At 41.0% G+C, this 20,220-nt stretch carries 20 protein-coding genes; 15 read left to right on the top strand and 5 right to left on the bottom strand.

What is annotated here, in order from left to right; genetic code table 11:
• Nucleotides 1-315 precede the first annotated feature (315 nt).
• Together AAJP47_RS12750 and AAJP47_RS12745 are read left to right on the top strand one after the other, a co-directional pair.
• On the top strand, nucleotides 316-870 hold the full coding sequence (locus AAJP47_RS12750; RefSeq protein ID WP_346718272.1) for a fasciclin domain-containing protein: 555 nt from the start codon (nucleotides 316-318) through the stop codon (nucleotides 868-870).
• Between the two features lie 583 nt (nucleotides 871-1,453).
• Complete coding sequence (locus AAJP47_RS12745) at nucleotides 1,454-2,080, top strand: fasciclin domain-containing protein (RefSeq protein WP_346718271.1); 627 nt, start codon at nucleotides 1,454-1,456, stop codon at nucleotides 2,078-2,080.
• 163 nt (nucleotides 2,081-2,243) lie between these two features.
• Here the strand turns inward: AAJP47_RS12745 and AAJP47_RS12740 are convergent, their stop codons facing one another.
• Nucleotides 2,244-3,791 carry an alanine/glycine:cation symporter family protein gene (locus tag AAJP47_RS12740; RefSeq protein WP_346718270.1) on the bottom strand — a complete coding sequence of 516 codons (1,548 nt, stop codon included), beginning with the start codon at nucleotides 3,789-3,791 and terminating at the stop codon, nucleotides 2,244-2,246.
• 1,069 nt (nucleotides 3,792-4,860) lie between these two features.
• On the opposite strand from AAJP47_RS12740, the gene AAJP47_RS12735 reads away from it, so the two are divergent.
• From AAJP47_RS12735 to AAJP47_RS12720, 4 genes are all read left to right on the top strand, one after another.
• On the top strand, nucleotides 4,861-5,493 hold the full coding sequence (locus tag AAJP47_RS12735) for a LemA family protein (RefSeq protein ID WP_346718311.1): 633 nt from the start codon (nucleotides 4,861-4,863) through the stop codon (nucleotides 5,491-5,493).
• Between the two features lie 231 nt (nucleotides 5,494-5,724).
• Entirely contained in the window at nucleotides 5,725-6,912 is a 1,188-nt protein-coding gene (locus AAJP47_RS12730) for a TPM domain-containing protein (RefSeq protein ID WP_346718269.1), read from the top strand.
• A 51-nt stretch (nucleotides 6,913-6,963) separates the two neighbouring features.
• Complete coding sequence (locus AAJP47_RS12725) at nucleotides 6,964-7,488, top strand: TPM domain-containing protein (RefSeq protein ID WP_346718268.1); 525 nt, start codon at nucleotides 6,964-6,966, stop codon at nucleotides 7,486-7,488.
• A gap of 255 nt (nucleotides 7,489-7,743) precedes the next feature.
• On the top strand, nucleotides 7,744-8,742 hold the full coding sequence (locus AAJP47_RS12720) for an adenosine deaminase (protein WP_346718267.1): 999 nt from the start codon (nucleotides 7,744-7,746) through the stop codon (nucleotides 8,740-8,742).
• 135 nt (nucleotides 8,743-8,877) lie between these two features.
• Here the strand turns inward: AAJP47_RS12720 and AAJP47_RS12715 are convergent, their stop codons facing one another.
• Entirely contained in the window at nucleotides 8,878-9,672 is a 795-nt protein-coding gene (locus AAJP47_RS12715; RefSeq protein ID WP_346718266.1) for an SIR2 family NAD-dependent protein deacylase, read from the bottom strand.
• A gap of 34 nt (nucleotides 9,673-9,706) precedes the next feature.
• Between AAJP47_RS12715 and AAJP47_RS12710 the strand changes: the two genes are divergently transcribed.
• From AAJP47_RS12710 to AAJP47_RS12670, 9 genes are all read left to right on the top strand, one after another.
• A complete protein-coding gene (locus tag AAJP47_RS12710; protein WP_346718265.1) occupies nucleotides 9,707-10,066 on the top strand; it encodes a hypothetical protein in 360 nt (119 codons plus the stop codon).
• Between the two features lie 603 nt (nucleotides 10,067-10,669).
• The gene (locus AAJP47_RS12705; RefSeq protein WP_346718264.1) at nucleotides 10,670-11,113 is read left to right on the top strand and encodes a type IV pilin protein; all 444 of its coding nucleotides are present in this window, start codon (nucleotides 10,670-10,672) and stop codon (nucleotides 11,111-11,113) included.
• The gene (locus tag AAJP47_RS12700; RefSeq protein ID WP_346718263.1) at nucleotides 11,107-11,592 is read left to right on the top strand and encodes a pilus assembly FimT family protein; all 486 of its coding nucleotides are present in this window, start codon (nucleotides 11,107-11,109) and stop codon (nucleotides 11,590-11,592) included. The genes AAJP47_RS12705 and AAJP47_RS12700 overlap by 7 nt, the downstream gene beginning before the upstream one ends.
• Nucleotides 11,570-11,995: a prepilin-type N-terminal cleavage/methylation domain-containing protein gene (locus AAJP47_RS12695; RefSeq protein ID WP_346718262.1), complete on the top strand. Its 426-nt coding sequence runs from the start codon at nucleotides 11,570-11,572 to the stop codon at nucleotides 11,993-11,995. Before AAJP47_RS12700 ends, AAJP47_RS12695 begins: the two co-directional genes overlap by 23 nt.
• Nucleotides 11,992-12,633: a PulJ/GspJ family protein gene (locus AAJP47_RS12690; protein WP_346718261.1), complete on the top strand. Its 642-nt coding sequence runs from the start codon at nucleotides 11,992-11,994 to the stop codon at nucleotides 12,631-12,633. The genes AAJP47_RS12695 and AAJP47_RS12690 overlap by 4 nt, the downstream gene beginning before the upstream one ends.
• 12 nt (nucleotides 12,634-12,645) lie before the next feature.
• On the top strand, nucleotides 12,646-14,667 hold the full coding sequence (locus AAJP47_RS12685) for a hypothetical protein (RefSeq protein WP_346718260.1): 2,022 nt from the start codon (nucleotides 12,646-12,648) through the stop codon (nucleotides 14,665-14,667).
• Nucleotides 14,668-15,002: 335 nt separating this feature from the next.
• On the top strand, nucleotides 15,003-15,455 hold the full coding sequence (locus tag AAJP47_RS12680; protein ID WP_346718259.1) for a DoxX family protein: 453 nt from the start codon (nucleotides 15,003-15,005) through the stop codon (nucleotides 15,453-15,455).
• 57 nt (nucleotides 15,456-15,512) lie between these two features.
• The gene (locus AAJP47_RS12675; RefSeq protein ID WP_346718258.1) at nucleotides 15,513-16,466 is read left to right on the top strand and encodes a glutathione S-transferase family protein; all 954 of its coding nucleotides are present in this window, start codon (nucleotides 15,513-15,515) and stop codon (nucleotides 16,464-16,466) included.
• A gap of 134 nt (nucleotides 16,467-16,600) precedes the next feature.
• Complete coding sequence (locus tag AAJP47_RS12670; protein ID WP_346718257.1) at nucleotides 16,601-17,419, top strand: DODA-type extradiol aromatic ring-opening family dioxygenase; 819 nt, start codon at nucleotides 16,601-16,603, stop codon at nucleotides 17,417-17,419.
• A gap of 545 nt (nucleotides 17,420-17,964) precedes the next feature.
• Here AAJP47_RS12670 and AAJP47_RS12665 read toward each other — a convergent pair.
• The 3 genes from AAJP47_RS12665 to AAJP47_RS12655 all read right to left on the bottom strand — a co-directional run bounded on the left by AAJP47_RS12665 (nucleotide 17,965) and on the right by AAJP47_RS12655 (nucleotide 20,025).
• Nucleotides 17,965-18,411, bottom strand: a complete 447-nt coding sequence (locus AAJP47_RS12665; RefSeq protein WP_346718256.1) for a TM2 domain-containing protein — start codon at nucleotides 18,409-18,411, stop codon at nucleotides 17,965-17,967.
• Between the two features lie 560 nt (nucleotides 18,412-18,971).
• Complete coding sequence (locus AAJP47_RS12660; protein ID WP_346718255.1) at nucleotides 18,972-19,592, bottom strand: hypothetical protein; 621 nt, start codon at nucleotides 19,590-19,592, stop codon at nucleotides 18,972-18,974.
• A gap of 133 nt (nucleotides 19,593-19,725) precedes the next feature.
• On the bottom strand, nucleotides 19,726-20,025 hold the full coding sequence (locus AAJP47_RS12655; protein WP_346718254.1) for a contact-dependent growth inhibition system immunity protein: 300 nt from the start codon (nucleotides 20,023-20,025) through the stop codon (nucleotides 19,726-19,728).
• Nucleotides 20,026-20,220: the final 195 nt, after the last annotated feature.

Here is a 20,220-nt window from a genome sequence, read left to right as displayed (position 1 = left end):
ACAACTTGTCGCTTTGGTAAATGAAAGCAAACGCTTACTTGTAAAAGGTAGACGCAATTTACATCGCTACTACAAAAAGTAGCGTAAAGATAGATTCATAAATTTTTATATATGTTAATTTGTTTTCAGAAGGATTGGTTTTCCGTAAGCAGTACTTACTAATACGACATGACTAAATGGACATGACTAACTGACTGTTTTCACCCGCAAGATTTATTCATGTAGTCGAAAAGCAATATGCTGACAGAAAAGCAATTCGACCTGTAAGACCATAATACGTTATTCAATAAATAATTAATCATTAAGGACAATGTTATGAAAATCTCTAAAATAGCGACTATTGGTACGCTAGCGATCTCAATTGCTGGCCTCAGTGCTTGTAACAACATGATGCCAAGCAAAAGCGCAGACATGAAAGCACCTATGCACAGCCAGTCTATGGCAAAAATGAATGTGGTACAAGTTGCCCAAAGCAACCCTGATTTTTCAGTGCTAGTAGAAGCCATCCAAGCAGCGGGTCTAACCAGTGCATTGGCCAATCCAAATGCGCATTACACCGTATTTGCGCCAACCAACGAAGCATTCATGAAAGCGCTACAAGAAACAGGTATGACCAAAGCGCAATTGTTTGCGAACAAGCCATTATTGACCAAAATCTTGGGCTACCATGTCATCAGCAGCGATATGGCCATGTATAAAAAAGATGTGAAGCCAGGCAACGTCATGACATTGAGCAAAGACACGCTAATGGTAACAAACCAAGGCAAATTGATGGATGAAATGGGACGTACTACCAACATCATCAAAACGGACATTCCAGCCAACAATGGTGTCATCCACGTTATCGACAGAGTACTAATGCCTAAATAAGTATTAGGACAAGAATAAGTATTAAGACAAGATAGTTTTTAATACAAAATCATTCTAAGTAATATGTATTGTTTTATATAGTTTGTAAGACGATAGCTGGTACTGGTGACGATGCCCATTACTAGCTATCGTCATTCATGGTCTAACCATTAGACGAACGCTGTTTTATTACGATGCTTTATGGTTGCTTTATTTTTAGAAGAGTCGCTTCTTGCACCAAGAGCTTTTTAAACGAATAAACTTTTAAACCAATCATCGTTCTACAGTGTTATTGTTTATTTACTTCATCTCCTATTTCAGGCTTCTGAAATACGTTCTCAACGCTTTTACTCCATTCTATCAACATCTTGATGTGCGCTATACAAACCAATCACGTGATTGATACAGTGTCGCTACTTAAGTCGGCACCAATTAAAAATGAATCAGCTACAATCGTAGGCATTGATATAACAACACTTATATCATTGAACGGCATGACTGATGGTGCTTTCAATTTTTAAGCCATTTGTTGTTATGTATTTTTGTTGAGGATGGTTTGTATGACAAACGGTTCAACTCATTGTTTATTTATAAGGAAATACTTATGTTAAAGAAAAACTTATTATCGATCGCCGTTGTTACCGCTGCTATGTCATTGGCTGCTTGTAACGATACCGAGACTGTTGCTGAACCTGCGCAGCCTGATACCACCACTGAAGAAGTCGTTGCAGAGCCAGCTGTTGGCACCGCGCCAGTTGCTGAAGCCGAGCCAATGGCTGACCCAATGGCAGAAACAGATGGCATGGCGACTCAAACAATTGCTGAAATAGCCGCTGGCAATGAAAACCTAACTATTCTGACCGCCGCGCTTCAAGCAGCAGGTTTAGATACCATGTTGATGGAAGAAGGGACTAAATACACCGTATTTGCGCCAACAGATGACGCTTTTGCCCCAGTACTAGAAAAATTGGGCGTGACCAAAGAAGAGTTGCTAGCGAACACGGAACTATTGAAAAAAGTCCTTCCTTATCACGTCGTTCCAATGGAAGTGAAAGCTGCTGATATCCCATATGGTACTGATATTACAACGGCTAACGGCGCAACCATTTCTATTAGCGATGCTAATGTTATTACTGACGCGACTGGTGGCACAGCTAACATCACTGGTACAGATATCATGGCAACCAATGGTGTGGTTCACACTATCGATGCGGTACTAATGCCTGAATAAGTGATTCTTATAAATAGATTGTTGTCATAGATTCATTATAGATTTATGGATGACACAAAAAAGCCCGAGACCATCGTCTCGGGCTTTTTGATGGTACTGGTTATCTATCAGTAATCAGATAACCAGTATTAAGATTTAAGATAATGTTCACTGCGTAGACGAGTTATCTAACGTCTTTACGTAGTGGATCTGCGGCCATTCTTTGTTGCTCTGCTAGATGACGCTCTTCCCAATAAGGGGCGTTTTTGATACCGAATTTTGCAGGATCAAAACTATAGCGGGCAACACCTGCTTTACGCTGAGCTTCATAGTCTTTAAGCATGGTAAGCGTTGGGCGTGCGACCACGAAGATCACAAGGATACCAACAATGTTCAACCAAGCCATGAGACCAACACCAATATCACCGATAGCCCAAATGTAACCAGCTGAGTTTAGACCACCATAAGCAACCATCACCATGATAAGTACTTTCACTAAGAATACACCCGTCTTATGTGCATTACGACCAAGGAAGCGAGTGAGATAAGCCACGTTTACTTCAGCGATGTAGTAATAAGCCAAGATAGTGGTGAAAGCAAAGAAGAAGACAGCGATTGCGATAAAGATGTTACCAAATGAGCCGTATACAGATTCCATTGCCATCTGCGTAAAGGCAGGCGCATTGATTTCAGTGGTAGCGGCAACGTTTTGTACGATGAATTGACCATCTGGTAATGTACCTTGGATGTTGTACATACCCGTAGATAGGATCATGAAGGCAGTCGCCGAACAAACCAATAACGTATCAACGTAAACTGAGAATGCCTGAACAAGACCTTGCTGTGATGGATGCTCAACTTCAGCAGCGGCAGCCGCGTGAGGGCCTGTACCTTGACCTGCTTCGTTTGAGTAAATACCACGTTTTACACCCCAACCGATAGCGGCACCAAAGCCTGCTTGTGCGGTGAATGCATCACTGATGATCAAACCAAATACATCTGGAATCAAACTGAAGTTACTGAACATGATGATTAAAGCTAAAGCAATATAACCGACTGCCATGAACGGAACGGCAAATTCAGTAAAGGTTGCGATACGCTTAATACCACCAAAGATGATGATACCTAAGATGACCAAGATGATGGCTAAGCCGACCAAACGCATAGAGCCAACTTCTAGGCTACCAATGTTCATGATCGTGCCTTCACCCATTACTTGAGCGAATGCATTAACAACACCGTTTGCCTGTACACCGGGTAAGAAAATACCACAAGATAAGATAGAAGCGAATGCGAAGAGGATGCCGTACCATTTTTGACCAAGTGCCCGCTCAAAGTAATAAGCAGGGCCACCGCGGTACTCGCCAGTGAGAACGTCTTTTTCTTTATAAATCTGTGCAAGTGTAGACTCAACGTAGGCGGTAGACGCACCTAAGAAGGCCACAATCCACATCCAAAACACTGCACCTGGACCACCGAAGCCGATAGCAGCAGCTACCCCAGCGATGTTACCCATACCCACACGTCCTGCGAGAGAAACGGCAAGTGCTTGAAATGATGAAATACCTTGTGCACTAGATTTACCAGTGAACAGTAATTTGGTCATTTCGCCGAACAAACGCACTTGTACAAAGCGCGTCATGATGGAATAGAATAAACCTGCGCCCAAACACAGATAGATCAGTGCGGGGCTCCAGATAATTCCATTTACTAAGTTAACTAAACCTTCCATATTTATCTTCCTAGTACTGTCTCAAAGTGGCGCTGTATGCTAGGAGTAAGCTAACTGGTTAACTTACTTATTTTAAGTTAAGCAGTTAAATTAGCTACATTGACTCTTTTATCCGTTGAGTCTCATACGTGCTTAACCACTAAGAATGGACTGTGGTTGTCTGTATTTATCCGCCAATCTCGCTCGCAACATTAACCGTTTGCATCGCTGTCACTCTTACTATTTATCAGCTTAATGCACCCGTCTTTTGCTACGTGCATCACTCCAATATCTTATTATGACGTCTCAAGATACCGAAGCGGCGGATAAAATAGGCGGTTATATAGTCAAATACCTATTCGTATTTAACCCACTAAAAGCGATACCAATCGAAGACATAATTGGCGCGGCTGACTAGATTATGAAGCCCACATATAAAAGTGTATGAACGCCTTTATATAAAAAAACAATAGCCCACTAATACTAATCAAAATATAAGTCCACTACCAAATGTATTCAAAACGTACAGCTTAGTAACTGCAATTTGCCATACTTTTACAGCAATTACTAGAATTTTCTTTGCATATACAAATATTTTATTTATCAATACTGTTGCGATGGATATCGTAAAGATTGAGAGAAACACAATCAATAATATTGAGCAAGTAAGACAATGAGACAAATGGGATATTTTTTTGCAACCTACAACTTGATGGGTAAAACCTTTATAAGATCTTTGACTTTTAAAGCACAAGCCAAGTCAATGAACGACTTTTGCGGTTGTGTTTTGGTAACGATGAATTGTAAAAGCGCCGTTATAACGCCATTATTGCAGAATGTCTTATAGGTAGCTATTTTGTAGGTGTGCATATTGAAGAGAGATGAATAAGACAATCAATGGATGCTCATTTATCTTGTCTTAAACGTTGTCTCAAATGTGGTGTTTATATGTTGCGATATAAACAGTATAAAATAAACAATACCAACCTATCAGACCCCAAACTGGTTTAAAAAAGCATTCATAAGTTAAAACGCCTCAAAAAGTGTATGACTGGCTATTTGTTATTTAATATGATTAGGAGAAACAACGATCATGCGTCAATCCATTGTAAAACCTTTACTGTTGGCAACCGTGTTAGCAACGTCTACCGTCGGTTTGAGCGGTTGTGGTTACAACAACCTGCAAGCACAAGACGAGCAAGTCACGGCCTCATGGTCAGAAGTGGTCAACCAATATCAGCGCCGCTCTGACTTGGTGCCAAACTTAGTCAAAGTGGTACAGCAGTATGCGACGCAAGAACAAGAAGTCTTTACCCAAGTGGCGGAAGCTCGTTCTCGCGCTGGTGGTATTACTGTGACCCCTGAGGTGCTTAATGATCCAGAAGCGATGGAGCGTTATGCCGCGGCTCAAGAGCAGATGACGGGTGCTTTGTCACGTCTAATGGCAGTGTCTGAGCGTTATCCTGATCTTAAGTCAGATGCCCTCTTCCAAGACTTACAAGCCCAGCTTGAAGGGACGGAAAACCGCATTGCCGTCGCTCGCAATCGCTATATTCAAGAAGTTCAGGGTTACAACACAACCGTTCGCCAATTCCCCACCAACATCACCGCAAAAGTTTTCGGGCTTGATGCCAAGCCAAACTTTAGCGTCGCCAATGAAGATGCCATCTCAACGGCACCAAGTGTCGATTTTGGTGGCAATGACGCAGCGACCGCTGAGTAGGCTGGATGAATTGAGTAGAAAAGTAGAGCGGTGGTTGCCGCTCTATTTGTTTGGATAACCCGTTTTTAGATAACCGATTTTTGGATAATAGGTTTTTAAATAATCGATTTTTGAATAACCAAGCCAGATTCGTCTTGACATAAGCGTGTTCCCAAACTTGTTGTAAAGGTGGTTAAGGATAGAAGCACCTATTAATTTAGTACAGAGGTCACTTGAGGTGGTATAGATTAGATGAATAATTCAAAAGCAATCTTATCAACATTATTGTTTACGCTCAGCATCAGTGCAGTGTCTATGCTACACGCCGCGCCTGCTGATTCCACTGTAGCAACCGATAATACCTCAAGCATACAAGATCATAGCGTTGAGGATATGGTGGCCATTGCCAAAGCTGGCAAGTCTAATGAAGCCATCAATGATGCCGTATTGGGCAATGAGGCTTTCAATGGTGCCATACTGGGTAATGAGGCTATCAACCCCAACGCGGATAGTAACAGTAACGATGAAGTCACTGCTACTGCGTCAACACCCGATCGCCCGCCCGTACAATCAGATGCGCCTAGTGTAGATGCAGACAAGCTGATACTGAATGAGCCAGTCGTCGATCAAGCCAATATCTTAAACCCACAAGAAAAACAACGCCTAGAAGCGCAGCTCAGAAGTATTTATCAACAAGGTCTGGCGCAAGCTGCGGTCGTTATTGTACCCACGACCAACGGTATGCCTATCTTTGACTATGCCCTACAAGTCGCTGAAAAATGGCAACTGGGTGATGAGGATATCGATGATGGCCTGTTAATGGTCGTGGCGGTCAATGACCGTGATATGTATGTTTTGACTGGTTATGGATTAGAAGGCGTACTACCCGATGCCGCGGTCAACCGCATCATTCGTGAAGACATTACCCCGCTGTTTAAACAAAACAATTATGGCGCTGGGATTATAGCTGGCGTGGATGCGCTTAAAACTCGACTCACAGCCGATCCAGAAGTGTTGGCGCGTGCCGATGCGCAAGCAGAGGAGCGCAGTACCGAGCAAGGCTCAGATGAGCTGCCAGCTCCTATTTTCCTATTTGTTATGTCGATGATATTTGGTAGCTTTATTACCAAAATATTGGGTCGCGTGTTTGGTTCTATTTTGACTGCTGGCGGATTCTTTGCAGGCTCATTGGCACTCGGTGGCGGCTTTTTCATGACCTTGATCATGGCGATATTTATATGGATGTTCCTGATTTCACGCGGTAGTGGTGGCGGCAAAGGCGGCGGCGGTAAAGGTGGACGTAGAGGCGGTGGCATGATTTTCCTCCCTGGTATGGGCGGCGGTAGTGGTGGCGGCTTTGGCGGTGGTGGTTTCGGAGGCGGCGGCTTTGGCGGTGGTGGTGGCGGCTTTGGCGGCGGCGGCGCAGGCGGCTCATGGTAGACCCATCCATTAAATGACTATCAGCAATGACGTATTTGAGGAAATAATATAATGGCAGAAAACAACGCTTCACAGTCCAGTTTGGCCCGCTGGTGGCGTCAGGTCTTGTTTGTCCCTTTATTACACAGCAAGTGGCTGACAGCAGAGGCAAAGGCACGGTTGACAGAAAAAGTAACCAGCGCTGAGCGCGGGCATCGCGGAGAGGTGTTTTTAATCATAGAAAACCATCTACCCATTCAAGATGCGTATTACATCAACTGCCGTGAACGCGCGATTGATTTATTTAGTGAATATCATGTGTGGGATACCGAAGAAAATACTGGTGTCTTGGTCTACGTCAATATTTGCGAGCATCAATTAGAGATAGTGGCTGATCGCGGCATCAGCGCCCACGTTAGCCCAACTGTTTGGCAAGCCATGTGTGAAAAAGCAGTGTCAGGCATTGCCAACAAAAAAACAGAAGAAAGCGTGGGGGAGTTGTTGGCTGAAGTCGGGCAGGTACTGCGCCAGTATTATCAGCTCGAAGACAATCCGTCAGGCAATGAGTTGTCCAATACGGTGGTGTTTTTAAAGTAGTGTCGTTGAGATTCTACGAGAAGGTTAATACCTAAAGCAAGAAGTGCGACAAGAAGCAAGAAATGCGACAAGCCATTTCATTAATGAGATATATAGATTGGTATGGTTTGTTTTAGTCTATGGGGTTTTGCTAGCAATTCAAATATAATAGCGCCTCTAGCAATAGCGCGTGGCTACTGTATCGAGCCTCTGCCTTTGTTTTACTAAAAACTTCGTACTGGAACATCCTCGTACTGGAAAACCATTTGGAACATTATGATTGATCTGATAAAAAAATTGCCAAAAGCCGAGCTTCATCTGCATATTGAAGGCTCATTGGAGCCTGAGCTTATGTTTAGACTGGCCAAAAAGAACCAAGTAGAGATTCCTTATAAAGACATAGAAGACGTACGCAATGCGTATAATTTCACCAATCTACAAACCTTTTTAGACATCTATTATGCAGGTGCCAACGTTCTGCTCACTAGAGACGATTTTTATGATCTGACGTGGGAATACATTGTTAAGTGCGTCGAAAACAACGTCATTCATACTGAGATATTTTTTGATCCACAAACGCATACCGCAAGAGGCGTGCCTTTTGACGCGGTGATTACCGGTATCAAAGACGCGCTACAGGATGCCAAAGCACAATATGGTATTACCTCTTGCATTATCATGTGTTTTTTAAGACACCTATCACAAGAAGACGCCTTTGAGACATTGGAGCATGCGTTAAAGTATCGAGACGATATTATTGGCGTTGGTCTTGATTCTTCTGAGCTTGGTAATCCGCCTTCAAAATTTAAAGACGTCTTTAAAAAAGCAAAAGAAGCGGGCTTTAAATTGGTTGCCCATGCAGGCGAAGAAGCCGATTTTTCGTACATCTACGAGGCATTAGACTTACTGAGCATTCATAGAATCGATCATGGCGTACAGTCTATCAAAAGCGCGGCACTCATGCAGCGACTCAAAGAGGAGCAAATGCCGCTGACGGTATGTCCCAACTCAAATATTGAGCTCAAGGTTTTTGAAACCTATAAAGAGCATAATATTAAGGAGCTTTTGGATTATGGTCTAAATGTCAGTGTCAACTCAGACGATCCTGCCTATTTTAAAGGCTACATGAATCAAAATTTTATCAATTTACACGAGCATTTGGACTTGTCAGAGGAAGATATCATCACCTTGGTCAAAAACTCTTTTAAATCGGCATTCATCGATGACGAATTAAAGACGGCGTATTTAGCAAAAGTTGATCTTGCGCTGCAATAGGCTTTGACTAGAGTATTATCTAACAGATTACGGTCTGGTAGACACGGCTCAATGGTTGTAGTAACCATTGGGCCTTTTTTATATTGATTTAGTCATATCCAAACGTCACTGTATGCCAAGCCACCCGTCCATTTATCACGACAACTCAGCCATGTGTTTCATCAATAACGGCATGACCACGCCGGCTTTTTCTGCCAATGTGATGTCAACGATGGTGTTCGGCGTCGGATCAGGATTGATCTCAATGATTTTAGCCCCATTTTGTTTGGCCAATTGTGCAAGGCCTGCGGCTGGATAAACAAGACTTGAGGTGCCAATACTGATAAATACGTCACAATGAGCGGCAGCATCTTCAGCCGTTTGCCACGCCTGTGCGGGTAATGATTCTCCAAACCAAACGATATCTGGTCTGATATAACCGTCGCAGTGCGGGCAGGTGAGTAAGGATTCATCAAAGCGAATATTACTATCACTCATACCTTGTGCCTGATCCTCATAAGGTGCTTGGCATTGACTGCAACGATTGCGCCACAGATTGCCGTGCAAATGAGTCACAGTACTGCCAGCTTGCTCATGTAAGTCATCAACGTTTTGGGTAATGAGCGTCAATTGCTGGTGGTTTGACGCGCTCTGCTGCCACTGCGCTAAGGCCACGTGTGCTGGATTGGGTGTTTTATCCGCAACCAGTTGTCTGCGCCACTGATACCACGACCAAACCAGTTCTGGATCGCGAGCAAACGCATTGGGGGTTGCCAAGTCTTCCGCGCGATAATTCTCCCATAGGCCCGTTTGCTTGTCGCGAAACGTAGGAATGCCACTTTCTGCTGAAATGCCCGCGCCTGTCAAAACACAAATACGCTGCTGCGCTGCCAATAGTTTGGCCGCCTTCTGTACGTGAGCTATTAACGCTGGTGATAATTCTGCTAACATGAGCCAACCCTTGCTGATAATGGATACCCTTTTTATGATAGACGGAATTTGGTGGCTTGTCATATTGTTCGCTGTGATTGTAGTGTTATGGCTCTTAGCAAAGTCGCGCGGTATAAAATCGGGTGACGCTTCTCATCGTGGGCAGTCCAAAACGCCTACTAATGATAGTTTGCAAAAGACGTTGGCCCTATTAAAACAGCACTTTCCTGATTATCGAGTCACGCGTAAAACAAACCATTTGTTGCTGAGCCAGCAAGACAAAAAAATTGCCATGATTACCATTGATAAAAAAATTGCCACGGGTCAGCGGCGTCTTGGGAATGTGCCTGTGATTAATTATCACTATGTTCCAAGTCATGCTCAACTAAGCGAGTTGCTCAAAAATCCGACATAGGTTTATATTTTTAAAATAAGAGTGGGATAGAAACAGTATTAAACAGGATTGACATTAGTTGAATATGTAGACAATGATACGAGCATAATACTATAGTTTTTGCAACCGTAATTTTTTATTGGCCGCATTATGTTTTTATGAACTATTTTATTTAGCCGATTTGATGTATTTTTTCGAACTAAATATAAGCGTTAAGAAACAAAAAAATGATAAAAATTTATAATAAAAATCTTTTCTAAATCAAAAATTTACTCATTTTTTTGATGAGATTTATTCTTTCATAAAAAATTGTTTTTTAATTAAAAATATTGTTCACATTTATGGTGTGAACTCGGCAGGATAAAATATAACTATCAATGTCATTTTAAAATGGTAAAATTGTATTTAATAAACGTAAAAAAATGTTGCCAATTGATAAAAGGGAGTTTTTTAAGGAGCTGCATAGGATCATAAAAAATTAAGATTTCTGTATACAAGTGTTAACTGATATTTTTTTATATAGAGCTGTGTTTTATAGGCTCTTTTTTTATTGGTTTCGAAAATTTATGTATATGGTTTCTATTCAATTTGAATACGAGTGGTTTTTTATACGGGATCTATTCCATGCATCATAGTGTTAAAAAAAGTCTTAATAATCAATCAGGCTTTACTCTTATAGAGTTAATGATTACGGTAACAATCATAGCAATTTTGGCAGCGATTGCGCTTCCTGTGTATACATCATATATCAAGAGAACCAATATTAAGGCGGCACAAACCGACCTAATATCGTTAGGTCTGGTACTCGAAAATCATTATCAACGTAACCTCTCTTATCCTAATCAGGACTACGTCTCTACAACCACTCTTTCGGCTGCTTTTCCCCAGTGGTCGCCCAGTAAGACGGACATCTTTGGTTTTTCAAGCACCAAAATAGGCAACGGAACAGGTTATACGCTCATCGCTACTGCTGATACCGCCAGCAACCTTAATGGTTGTATATTGACGCTTACCAATAATAATATCAGAACGGCCACCTCAAGCTGTGAAGGTGGCAGTGCATGGTAAGCATCAATGAGAGGGAGGCTGGGGTAAGTCTGATTGAGCTCATGATCACTATTGCGATACTGGGTATCTTGGCAACAGTTGGCATTTCTTTGACCAGTGTTTGGTCTAAGCAGATGGAATTAGACAAAGCGGCAATGTCGATAAAAAGTGCCATGTCGTTAGCCAGGTCTACGGCAATGCGTAATGAGTTTCCCAAACAGACAGCTGATATAGCAAGCAAAATTTGTTTTGACAAAGCTAACCACGTACTTTCAGTTCACAAAACGACGGCAGCAGATTCGGCCAGTTGTTTAACCCCTATTGTATTCAAATATGTATTTAGTAGCACAATCGAGATTAAAAATACGGATGCTACTGATTTCGCTTGTTTTTCTTTTAACCACTTTGGCCAGATTACAAATGACAGTGGAAGCTGTGGTCTGAATTTATCACTTAGATTAATTAATGGGTCTATCGATGAAACACTCAACCTCAGCTAAGAAAAATCAAGCGGGTGTCGGTTTGCTAGAAGCCCTTATTGCTGTAGTGCTCTCAAGTATTGTTATTTTGGGTGCAGTCTATAGCACCAGCCGAATGCTGGCCAGCCAGCAGCAAAACAACCTTCAGTATATCATTATCAATGAATTGAGCAGTAAGCTACAGATGGCAACGACAGAGCAAAAAGCTGATTGGTGTGCAGGTAACTCAAAACCCACAATAACACTTCCCAAGGAAAATGCGGCGACCGATATCACGGTAAATTGTGGCACCGTAGACATTAAAGTTGTTGGTAATACAAGTAATCCCACTTACCAGACAACGTTTACGGAACAGCAGCCAATTAGCTTTGACATACAAGTACCGACGTTAGGCGGAAAAATTACCGTAGGGGAATCATTATGATGAGACACCAAGCGGGAGCAACGCTCATTAGTCTATTGGTCGGTATGCTCATATCCATGTTGTGTCTTCTTGGAGTGCTGAGTGCTTATCGTACGATGGTTAAAACGGGTGTGGTGTCACGTGTTGCAGCGACACACGATGCTGAATTACAAAACGGTTTGACCACATCACACTTGTATGTACAGAATGCTGGATTTGGTCTAGAAGGACAAAACAACTTACTGATTGCCACCATCTCTATCAACTCGCAAAGCACATCCGCATTATTATGGCGTTACAAAGACAATGGTAGTATTGTCTGTCAAGGTCTTGCCGACATCCAAAGTACAGACAGTAAAAGAAACCTCATCCTTCTTGAAAACAATACTAGCTGCAACAGCACTCAACCCCTCAATGAAATTACTTGGCTCACAAAAAGTACATTGGCACATTTAGAAGACTATTCATCAGACCACTCAAATCCTCAGCAAGTCAATTTTGTAGAACACCCCTCTGCTTGTACGCCTTTTGGCGCGTTAACACAAGAGAATCCTGAGCTGCATCCTTTGGTCACCATCTCTGCAAAAACAAGCACACAGAGTATTGCGGGTTTGGATTCGATCCAAGTTCCCTTATGCCTTTTGAACATTACCTCTTAGTGAGCCATATTTATGTTAATAGATAGTCAACAGAACCCTAGTACACAGTCTGGCTTTGCAACTATTCTTATGGTTCTACTTATTGGGCTGGCGGTGACAGCGTCGGCTGTGGGCACTGCCTATTATATTAATACATCTCAAAAAGGCTTGGTATCGAGTCATGCGTTGACGAATGTGGAGTCTGGTGCTTGGGCAGGGGTGGAAACCTTTCGAAAATACTTAAACAATCTCAATCCTCAAGATATTCAGGATTTAAACGGTCAAAGCCTAATACTTAAAATATCAGATGACCGTGAAATGAAAGTAAATAACATTTCTATTGAAAAAATAGGAACAGACAATCAAAAATATTATGTCACTACAAACATTCAAAACATCAGTGAAAAAGCGAAAGCCGCTTCGACATTAAAAATTGTGTATGAGATATCTTTTGATACAGATAGCTCAACAGCAACCCCAGGTTCAGAAAAGGTTGTGGTGTTTCCAAATGCAATGAACTTTTATGGCGACCTTATTGCAGACGGAGGTATCGAGTTTTCAGATAGTGTAAAAAACGCAGTGGTCAGTGTTGATGGGAAGTTTAGTACCAGTTCAGGGCTCAAAGGTGTTCGTGAGCTCAAAACAACAGACGATGTCAGTATTAGTGGCGGCGGTGCTGAAGGCTTAGAGAACATCTATTCAAATGGTGATGTAGAACTAACAGCCTCCGGCAGTTATTCTTTGGTTTCGGCAAAGGGTAAGGTGAAGACCACAGGCGGTGTGTCTATAAAAGATATTTATGCCGATGGTAATGTGGATATTAAAAGTGGCGGTATCTTTAATAGTATCGATACAAAAAAGTCTATCAAAGTTGAGGCAGGTCCCACTATTACTAAGGCAGTAGCAGAGAAAAAAATTGATGTGAAAAACGGTACTATCCATCATGCTTTTGCAAACTCAGATATTGACTATGATTTATGGAATACAATAAAAACAGCCGAAAGCGGCGGTACTTTTAAGTGTGTCAGTGAATACTGGAGTAACTACGAAAAAATATCTGCAGTGGATTTTAAGTCCTGTCCTAGCAATAAAGGAAATCTTGTTACGCTTCCAAAAGGTGCAAAAGTAGCCTCTCCAACAGGTGCGCTAGTGGAAGTGACGATAGATAAAAAGCCAATGGTTAATGCCTTGGCGTATGAAGAATCTGCCAACTATGTTTTTAGCGTTGATAATCGAGATAGAATCAAGGTTTATGTCAGACAAGTTAAGGGTATCGCCGAAGATAGCTATTATCTTGGAAAAACAAAGGTTAATTATTCCCAATCATGGGGTTACCTATGCAAGACCGTAGATAATGAAGGTTATTGTACAAGCAAAGTCGTTGGTAATTTTGCTAAAAACTATAGCTGGATAAATCAAATCATTACTTATAAAAATAATGAATGGTTATTAAGAGACACACAAAACAGTGAACTTTCAATCGCCAGTGGTGTGCTGTTTTTTAAAGGCAAAGTCAATTTGAGTATGGGCAAATATGCAAATACAATCATTGCAACAGATGATATCGATTATGGTGGTAGCATTACCTTGAAAGCACCCAACCATGCTGGTGCTCAGCAAACATGTGGTTCACAGTATTTCCCAATGCCAACCAATTTATGTACGCCAGATAGAAAATTAAGCTTACCTACTATAGGTAATATAGCGTTACTGTCAGGGTCTTGTAAGAATGCTACGTCGATGGACAAATGCTCTAAAAATTACGATGGTGGAGATATCAGACTTGGTGCTCAAGCAACGGTTGAAGGCAGTATTATTGCTGGGAATAAGCTAGAGTCAAGCGGTCGGACAGTTATTAAAGGCCCCATCTTGGCAGCAGCAATGTCAAAATCCCACGGAGGTAATGACTCTAAATTAGGTGGCTCAACCAGTATTGATTTTAATGGTGTTGATGATGACAGCACGGTAATCACACTACCAAGTGGAGAAGATGAAGAAGACAGTAGTGCCAGTACGACCCAAAGAGTAAAAGTAAAATGGGCAAAATACGTTTAAAGCAAGCAAACACGAGGTTGCATTTTGATATGCAGCCTTGTGTTTGATACGGCATACTATATTAAACTCTATTCAATGATATCTAATTTCCCATCGCTATTTTTAATCAATGACGCCACGAACGTGCACCTATGTCACTGCTTCCTATCTATTTGTCTGATTTAATCTAACTATTTACCCTTACCTTTCCCTCTATTCTCAATCTGATTATCAACGTTTTGTTGTTAATTATTCAATATAATTGGTCTTACTCTTTTTTAACGTTGATAGTAAAGTAGGTTCATGCCAAGTGGCTAACCCTTTTATCTTAACTGAGCGTTATGGAGTAATCACAAATGAACAAATCACTATTGAATAAAATCTTAGCATCGAAAGCTGGCTATGCCGCTTTAATCCTGCGTGTACCAGTGGGCTTAATTTTAGCCGCTCACGGCGCGCAAAAGCTGTTTGGCTGGTTCGGCGGCAATGGCTTGGCAGGTACAGCAGGCTGGATGAGCAGTATCGGTATCGAGCCTGGTTACTTGATGGCAATATTGGCAGGCAGCGCAGAGTTTTTTGGCGGTATTGCGCTAGTACTTGGCTTATTAACACGTCCTGCTGCTGTAATTGCTGCTTTTACCATGCTGGTTGCTATTTTCTCTGTTCATATCAGTAATGGATTGTTTGCCTCTAATAATGGCTACGAATACGCCTTAACCTTGATGGTGGCTCTAATCTCTTTGTCGATACAAGGCGGCGGTTACTTAAGTATAGATAAAGCGTTGTCAGACAAATCTCACCGCGTTTAATAGCAATCGTGTCTTATGATAGGCAAACCCAACACTGTATTTAATCGTTAGGAGTATATGATCGTGCTAATCAATGGCGAATGGACAGAAGACTGGCAGCCAGTACAAAAAGAAGATGAAGCGGGACGTTTTATTCGCCAAACCTCCTCTTTTCGTCACTGGATAACCCCAGATGGGCAACCAGGTCCGACTGGTGTTGGTGGCTTTAAAGCAGAAAAAGGTCGCTATCATTTATATGTGGCACTGATCTGCCCTTGGGCATCACGCACCTTGGCCGTACGCCAGCTAAAAGGCTTGCAAAAGATGATTGAGGTCACGGTTGTTAATCCAGCGCTTAGCAATCAAGGCTGGCAGTTTGGTGGGTTTGATGGAGCAGATATCGACACCATTAATGGCGTTCAATTTGTCCATCAGCTCTATACCCAAGTAGATCCTAATTTTAGCGGACGAGCCACCGTACCCGTATTATGGGATAAAAAAACGGGCACTATCGTCAACAATGAGTCCGCTGATATTTTGCGAATGCTTAATACTGCTTTTTCGGAGTTGGTGCCGAGCGAGATTGATTTGTACCCCAGTGGGTTGGCTGCTGATATTGATGCCCTAAACGCGATGATATACACCAATCTAAATAATGGGGTATATCAAGCTGGATTTGCCACAACGCAGATGGCTTACGAAGAAGCTTATCAGCAAGTGTTTGCAACGCTCGACTCTCTTGAGCAGCGCTTGAGTGATCATCGCCGATACTTATTTGGCGAGCAATTGACCGAAACTGATATTCGCTTGTTAGTGACATTGGTGCGCTTCGATGCCGCTTACTATGGTTTGTTCAAATGTAATCGCAACTTAATCAAAGACATGCGTTATCTTCATGCTTATATGTTACGACTACTAGCAATAGATGGTATCGCCACGACAGTAAATTTAGCTCATATTAAGGCGGGATATTATTCTATCAAGGCGCTCAATCCGAATGGTATTGTTCCATTAGGTCCTAAAAACATTTAGCTATTTGGCATTCAATTAGCTAAGAAGCAAGAGATTAATAGATCACTTTTAAAACTTAATATTTTTAACGTTTAATAGTTATATCTCTCGCTATTTTATTTATCGTCCACATGAAGAGTAATGAGGTAAACGCCATGAGTCATGAATCAACATCAGTCACACAGCCTGTATTTTTTATCCCTCATGGAGCTGGGCCTTGCTTTTTTATGGATTGGCAACCTGCGGACACGTGGACAGAGCTGGGCGATTTTTTAAAAAGCATCCCAAGTCGTCTGCCCGAGCGTCCGAAAGCGATTTTGATCATCAGCGCACACTGGCAAACGCCAACCTTTAGCATCACCGCTAGCAAGCAACCTGATCTAATTTATGATTATTTTGGCTTTCCTGAGCATACTTATGAGCTGACTTATCCGGCACTAGGAGCGCCACTATTGGCTGAGCGTGTCGGTAAGCTGCTCGCTGAGGTAGGTTTAGACAATGAGCAAGATGCGGCGCGGGGATTTGATCATGGAGTGTTTATCCCTTTAAAGATGATGTTTCCTGAAGCCGATATTCCGATCGTGCAATTGTCATTGCGTCAAGATCTTGATCCCAAAACGCATCTGTTGGCAGGCAAAGCCATTGCTTCTTTGCGCAAAGAAGGTGTACTGATTATTGGTAGCGGGATGAGTTTTCACAACATGCGCGGTTATGGTGATGCAAATTTCACTGCGCCTTCAGAGCATTTTGATAAATGGCTGACCAAAACAATCAATGCTGATGCGGACAAGCGTAGTAAGGCACTTACTGAATGGTCGCAAGCGCCATATGCTTTGGACTGTCATAAATTGGGTACAGAAGAGCATTTGCTGCCTCTGATGGTAGTGGTAGGCGCCGCAGGTCACGATCAGGGTAGTCAGATTTATTCGCAGCAAGTGCTTAAAACGCAAGTATCTGCTTTTAAGTTTGGTTGATTGATCCAAGCAGGCGTGATAATTGTAAAGGGCTTTATGAATATGAGGTAATACTAGGGAAGGAGTAAATACAATGATTGGTGCGCTCGGCGGGAGTCAATCAAGTAACGTAAGACATTGATAAATAAAGTTAATTAAAATATATTTATTTATATGAACAACAGTATGTACAACATTTTAGTATTATTACTCTCTGCTTATGACGTGGAAATTTACTCATAGCTGTTTACAAAATAATTATGTTAACGAGAATAAATTAACTGACTTTAAGCAGATATCATTAGAGTTTATGGAAGTTAGTCTTATCTAGAGACGGAATAACACTACTTACCTATTTTGATAGATAAGTATAGAGATGCTATCTTGAAAAATTTTGGTGCATCAGCATAACTCTATTTCAAATGGCCGATGGTAGGTTTTTTCTCATTATTCTATAACGGCAAGTTACATTTAATCATTCGCCTGTAATTAAAGCTTTTACTATAGAAGTAGGATTTTAGCTCTAACTATCTTATAACATTATCGAAATATTGTATTATGACTATTTAACCGAAACGTCTATTGAACTCAGATTCATTCATAAATAGAAGAATTATTACTTCGAAAATAGAGATTATCGCTGGTATAAATGTCCAACAGAATAATAGATACAAAATACCCCAGAGAGTTTGACCTAAATAAAATTTATGTATTCCAAAGCCTCCTAAGAATAAAGCTAACAATGCTGCAACACCTTTACTTTTACGGTTTACATGTACGATTGTGGTGTAGTTATTGGTAGGCAAAGGAGGCGGAACAGCTTTAAACGGTGCAATATTAGCAATAGGAAAGCCGCAATTAGTGCAGGAGATACCTTGATTACTAATAGACTCAGAGCATTCAGGACATTTCATTAAAAACTTCATTTTAGAAGTTGGAAACCCGCAATTAGTACAACAGACGCTTTGGTCGCTAATTTTTTGTGTGCATTCGGGACAATCAATAATGGCCATATATTTTCCGCTTCTTATAATTTTTTAGTGATCGTTTTAATATCAATCGTTACTTACGCTGTGTTCTTCTCAATGTGAGGATAATCCTAAAAACTTTGTAAAATGTGGTGAATATCTTCTTTAGCTAGAAAGTAAATGATAATGCAGCTAATGATAAACATATTTGTATGATTGAAAATTCCGTAGTCGTCAGGTTTCCCAACTTTTTCAAGCTTCTTAAGAAGATTAAGCTCTTTAAGTTCCTCGGGTGAAAGTTGAATATCTTTAGATGGTACAGATTTCACAAGAGGAAAGCCGCAACTGGTACAGGAGTTGCTTTGATTACTGGTGAACTCAGAGCATTCAGGGCATTGAATAGAAAAACTCATTTTAGAAGTTGGGAGCCCACAGTTAGTACAAGAGACGCTTTGGTCGCTAATTGTGTGTGTGCATTCAGGACAATTGATTAAAGCCATATTTCTTCCTATTTGAAACTTATTTGTCCATAGTTTAAGAAAGCTATAAATTTCACTTAAATTTAGGAAGATGGTTTCACACTTGCTCGGTTAAGTTATTAGCGGCTATTTGCATATGAAATTAACAATATCTTGATCAGTCCAATCTGGTGTTGGTGTATACCAATCCCCTAAATCTGCTGATGGTAAGGCTTTTAAACTCTCGGATGAGCTTTTTCTTATCTCATTACTTTTGCAGTTAATTTGCATCTGCCCATAAGCGTCACTTTCTTTCCCTCTGCGTACATAATCAATATGTTCAAGTTCATAAGATGTAGAATGAGAGATGAGGAAATAGCGCCCATCTTCACCTGAACCAGAAAGTAACATTGGTATCTGTGTTAATTCAGAATCAAGTAATGATTCCTCGACTTCAGATGGTTCTGATTGCTCTTCGCTGTATTGTCTTGCTTTTTCTGTGTAGCTGTCATAACTATCCATAAGCCAGTAGCCGATAGCAATTATAATAATGAGCAGGAAGATAATTACGCCAGAACAGCCACTATTCTTTTGTCTTTTACGGTTACCTGCTACTGAATTACTATTATTGTAATTTTTCTTTGATAAAGGAGGTGGGACATGGCTATTGAACGTCTCGGATTTAGGAGTAGGGAAACCACAATTAGGACAGGAAACACTTTGATCACTGACGCTTTTAGAGCATTCAGGGCAACTAATTAGAGCCATGTTATTCTCTACTTCAAGTTAATGTATTCAAACACTATTGTTACTGTATTGTACGGGTTTTAATAAATAAATCATCAGTTATTTTTATAGGTAAAAATAATATTATTTAAATCACCATAAACTGACACGGAATTTATAATGATCTAATCTCAGAAATAAGTGTTCTATAAGCTGACTCAATCCATGCTTGCTCACTAGCATAGCCATTTAATATTGGATCGAAGTCAAAGCTGTTACTTTCGAAAGTTATTTTTGCAAGACTGTTCTCTAGTATATATTCAAGGTCTTGAACTAAACTGTTTAAAATCTCTGTGTTCTCTTTAATTACAAAACGCATGAGTACGTCCTTATCATTCGCTTTATGTTCAGAATACTCCGCCCACCAGTCTTGATAGAAGTAGGCATTCATTAGATATATAAATGTATTGATCATAATGTTTCCCAGTACATAATTCTTTTGGTCATACGTTTTCGCGTAATACAGAGTCTTTTGATAGTAATAATTAAAGATTATAGCTATCTACTTTTCGCTCCTAAATTCATGTAATGTTTAGGACGCAAATTAGCTTACACAGAATTGCTTATAAACAGTATACTTTTGGCTCGTTCATAAACAAAAGTGGAAAAA

Source organism: Psychrobacter halotolerans, assembly GCF_039680845.1.
GTDB lineage: Bacteria > Pseudomonadota > Gammaproteobacteria > Pseudomonadales > Moraxellaceae > Psychrobacter.
This window is presented reverse-complemented; position numbering and strand designations above follow the sequence as displayed.

What these genes read in the sequence shown, in the direction of transcription:
- AAJP47_RS12750 (WP_346718272.1), top strand. Translation starts at nt 316, where the DNA reads ATGAAAATCTCTAAAATAGCGACTATTGGTACGCTAGCGATCTCAATT.
- AAJP47_RS12745 (WP_346718271.1), top strand. Translation starts at nt 1,454, where the DNA reads ATGTTAAAGAAAAACTTATTATCGATCGCCGTTGTTACCGCTGCTATG.
- AAJP47_RS12740 (WP_346718270.1), bottom strand. Translation starts at nt 3,791, where the DNA reads ATGGAAGGTTTAGTTAACTTAGTAAATGGAATTATCTGGAGCCCCGCA.
- AAJP47_RS12730 (WP_346718269.1), top strand. Translation starts at nt 5,725, where the DNA reads ATGAATAATTCAAAAGCAATCTTATCAACATTATTGTTTACGCTCAGC.
- AAJP47_RS12725 (WP_346718268.1), top strand. Translation starts at nt 6,964, where the DNA reads ATGGCAGAAAACAACGCTTCACAGTCCAGTTTGGCCCGCTGGTGGCGT.
- AAJP47_RS12720 (WP_346718267.1), top strand. Translation starts at nt 7,744, where the DNA reads ATGATTGATCTGATAAAAAAATTGCCAAAAGCCGAGCTTCATCTGCAT.
- AAJP47_RS12715 (WP_346718266.1), bottom strand. Translation starts at nt 9,672, where the DNA reads ATGTTAGCAGAATTATCACCAGCGTTAATAGCTCACGTACAGAAGGCG.
- AAJP47_RS12710 (WP_346718265.1), top strand. Translation starts at nt 9,707, where the DNA reads ATGATAGACGGAATTTGGTGGCTTGTCATATTGTTCGCTGTGATTGTA.
- AAJP47_RS12705 (WP_346718264.1), top strand. Translation starts at nt 10,670, where the DNA reads ATGCATCATAGTGTTAAAAAAAGTCTTAATAATCAATCAGGCTTTACT.
- AAJP47_RS12700 (WP_346718263.1), top strand. Translation starts at nt 11,107, where the DNA reads ATGGTAAGCATCAATGAGAGGGAGGCTGGGGTAAGTCTGATTGAGCTC.
- AAJP47_RS12695 (WP_346718262.1), top strand. Translation starts at nt 11,570, where the DNA reads ATGAAACACTCAACCTCAGCTAAGAAAAATCAAGCGGGTGTCGGTTTG.
- AAJP47_RS12690 (WP_346718261.1), top strand. Translation starts at nt 11,992, where the DNA reads ATGATGAGACACCAAGCGGGAGCAACGCTCATTAGTCTATTGGTCGGT.
- AAJP47_RS12685 (WP_346718260.1), top strand. Translation starts at nt 12,646, where the DNA reads ATGTTAATAGATAGTCAACAGAACCCTAGTACACAGTCTGGCTTTGCA.
- AAJP47_RS12680 (WP_346718259.1), top strand. Translation starts at nt 15,003, where the DNA reads ATGAACAAATCACTATTGAATAAAATCTTAGCATCGAAAGCTGGCTAT.
- AAJP47_RS12675 (WP_346718258.1), top strand. Translation starts at nt 15,513, where the DNA reads ATGATCGTGCTAATCAATGGCGAATGGACAGAAGACTGGCAGCCAGTA.
- AAJP47_RS12670 (WP_346718257.1), top strand. Translation starts at nt 16,601, where the DNA reads ATGAGTCATGAATCAACATCAGTCACACAGCCTGTATTTTTTATCCCT.
- AAJP47_RS12665 (WP_346718256.1), bottom strand. Translation starts at nt 18,411, where the DNA reads ATGGCCATTATTGATTGTCCCGAATGCACACAAAAAATTAGCGACCAA.
- AAJP47_RS12660 (WP_346718255.1), bottom strand. Translation starts at nt 19,592, where the DNA reads ATGGCTCTAATTAGTTGCCCTGAATGCTCTAAAAGCGTCAGTGATCAA.
- AAJP47_RS12655 (WP_346718254.1), bottom strand. Translation starts at nt 20,025, where the DNA reads ATGATCAATACATTTATATATCTAATGAATGCCTACTTCTATCAAGAC.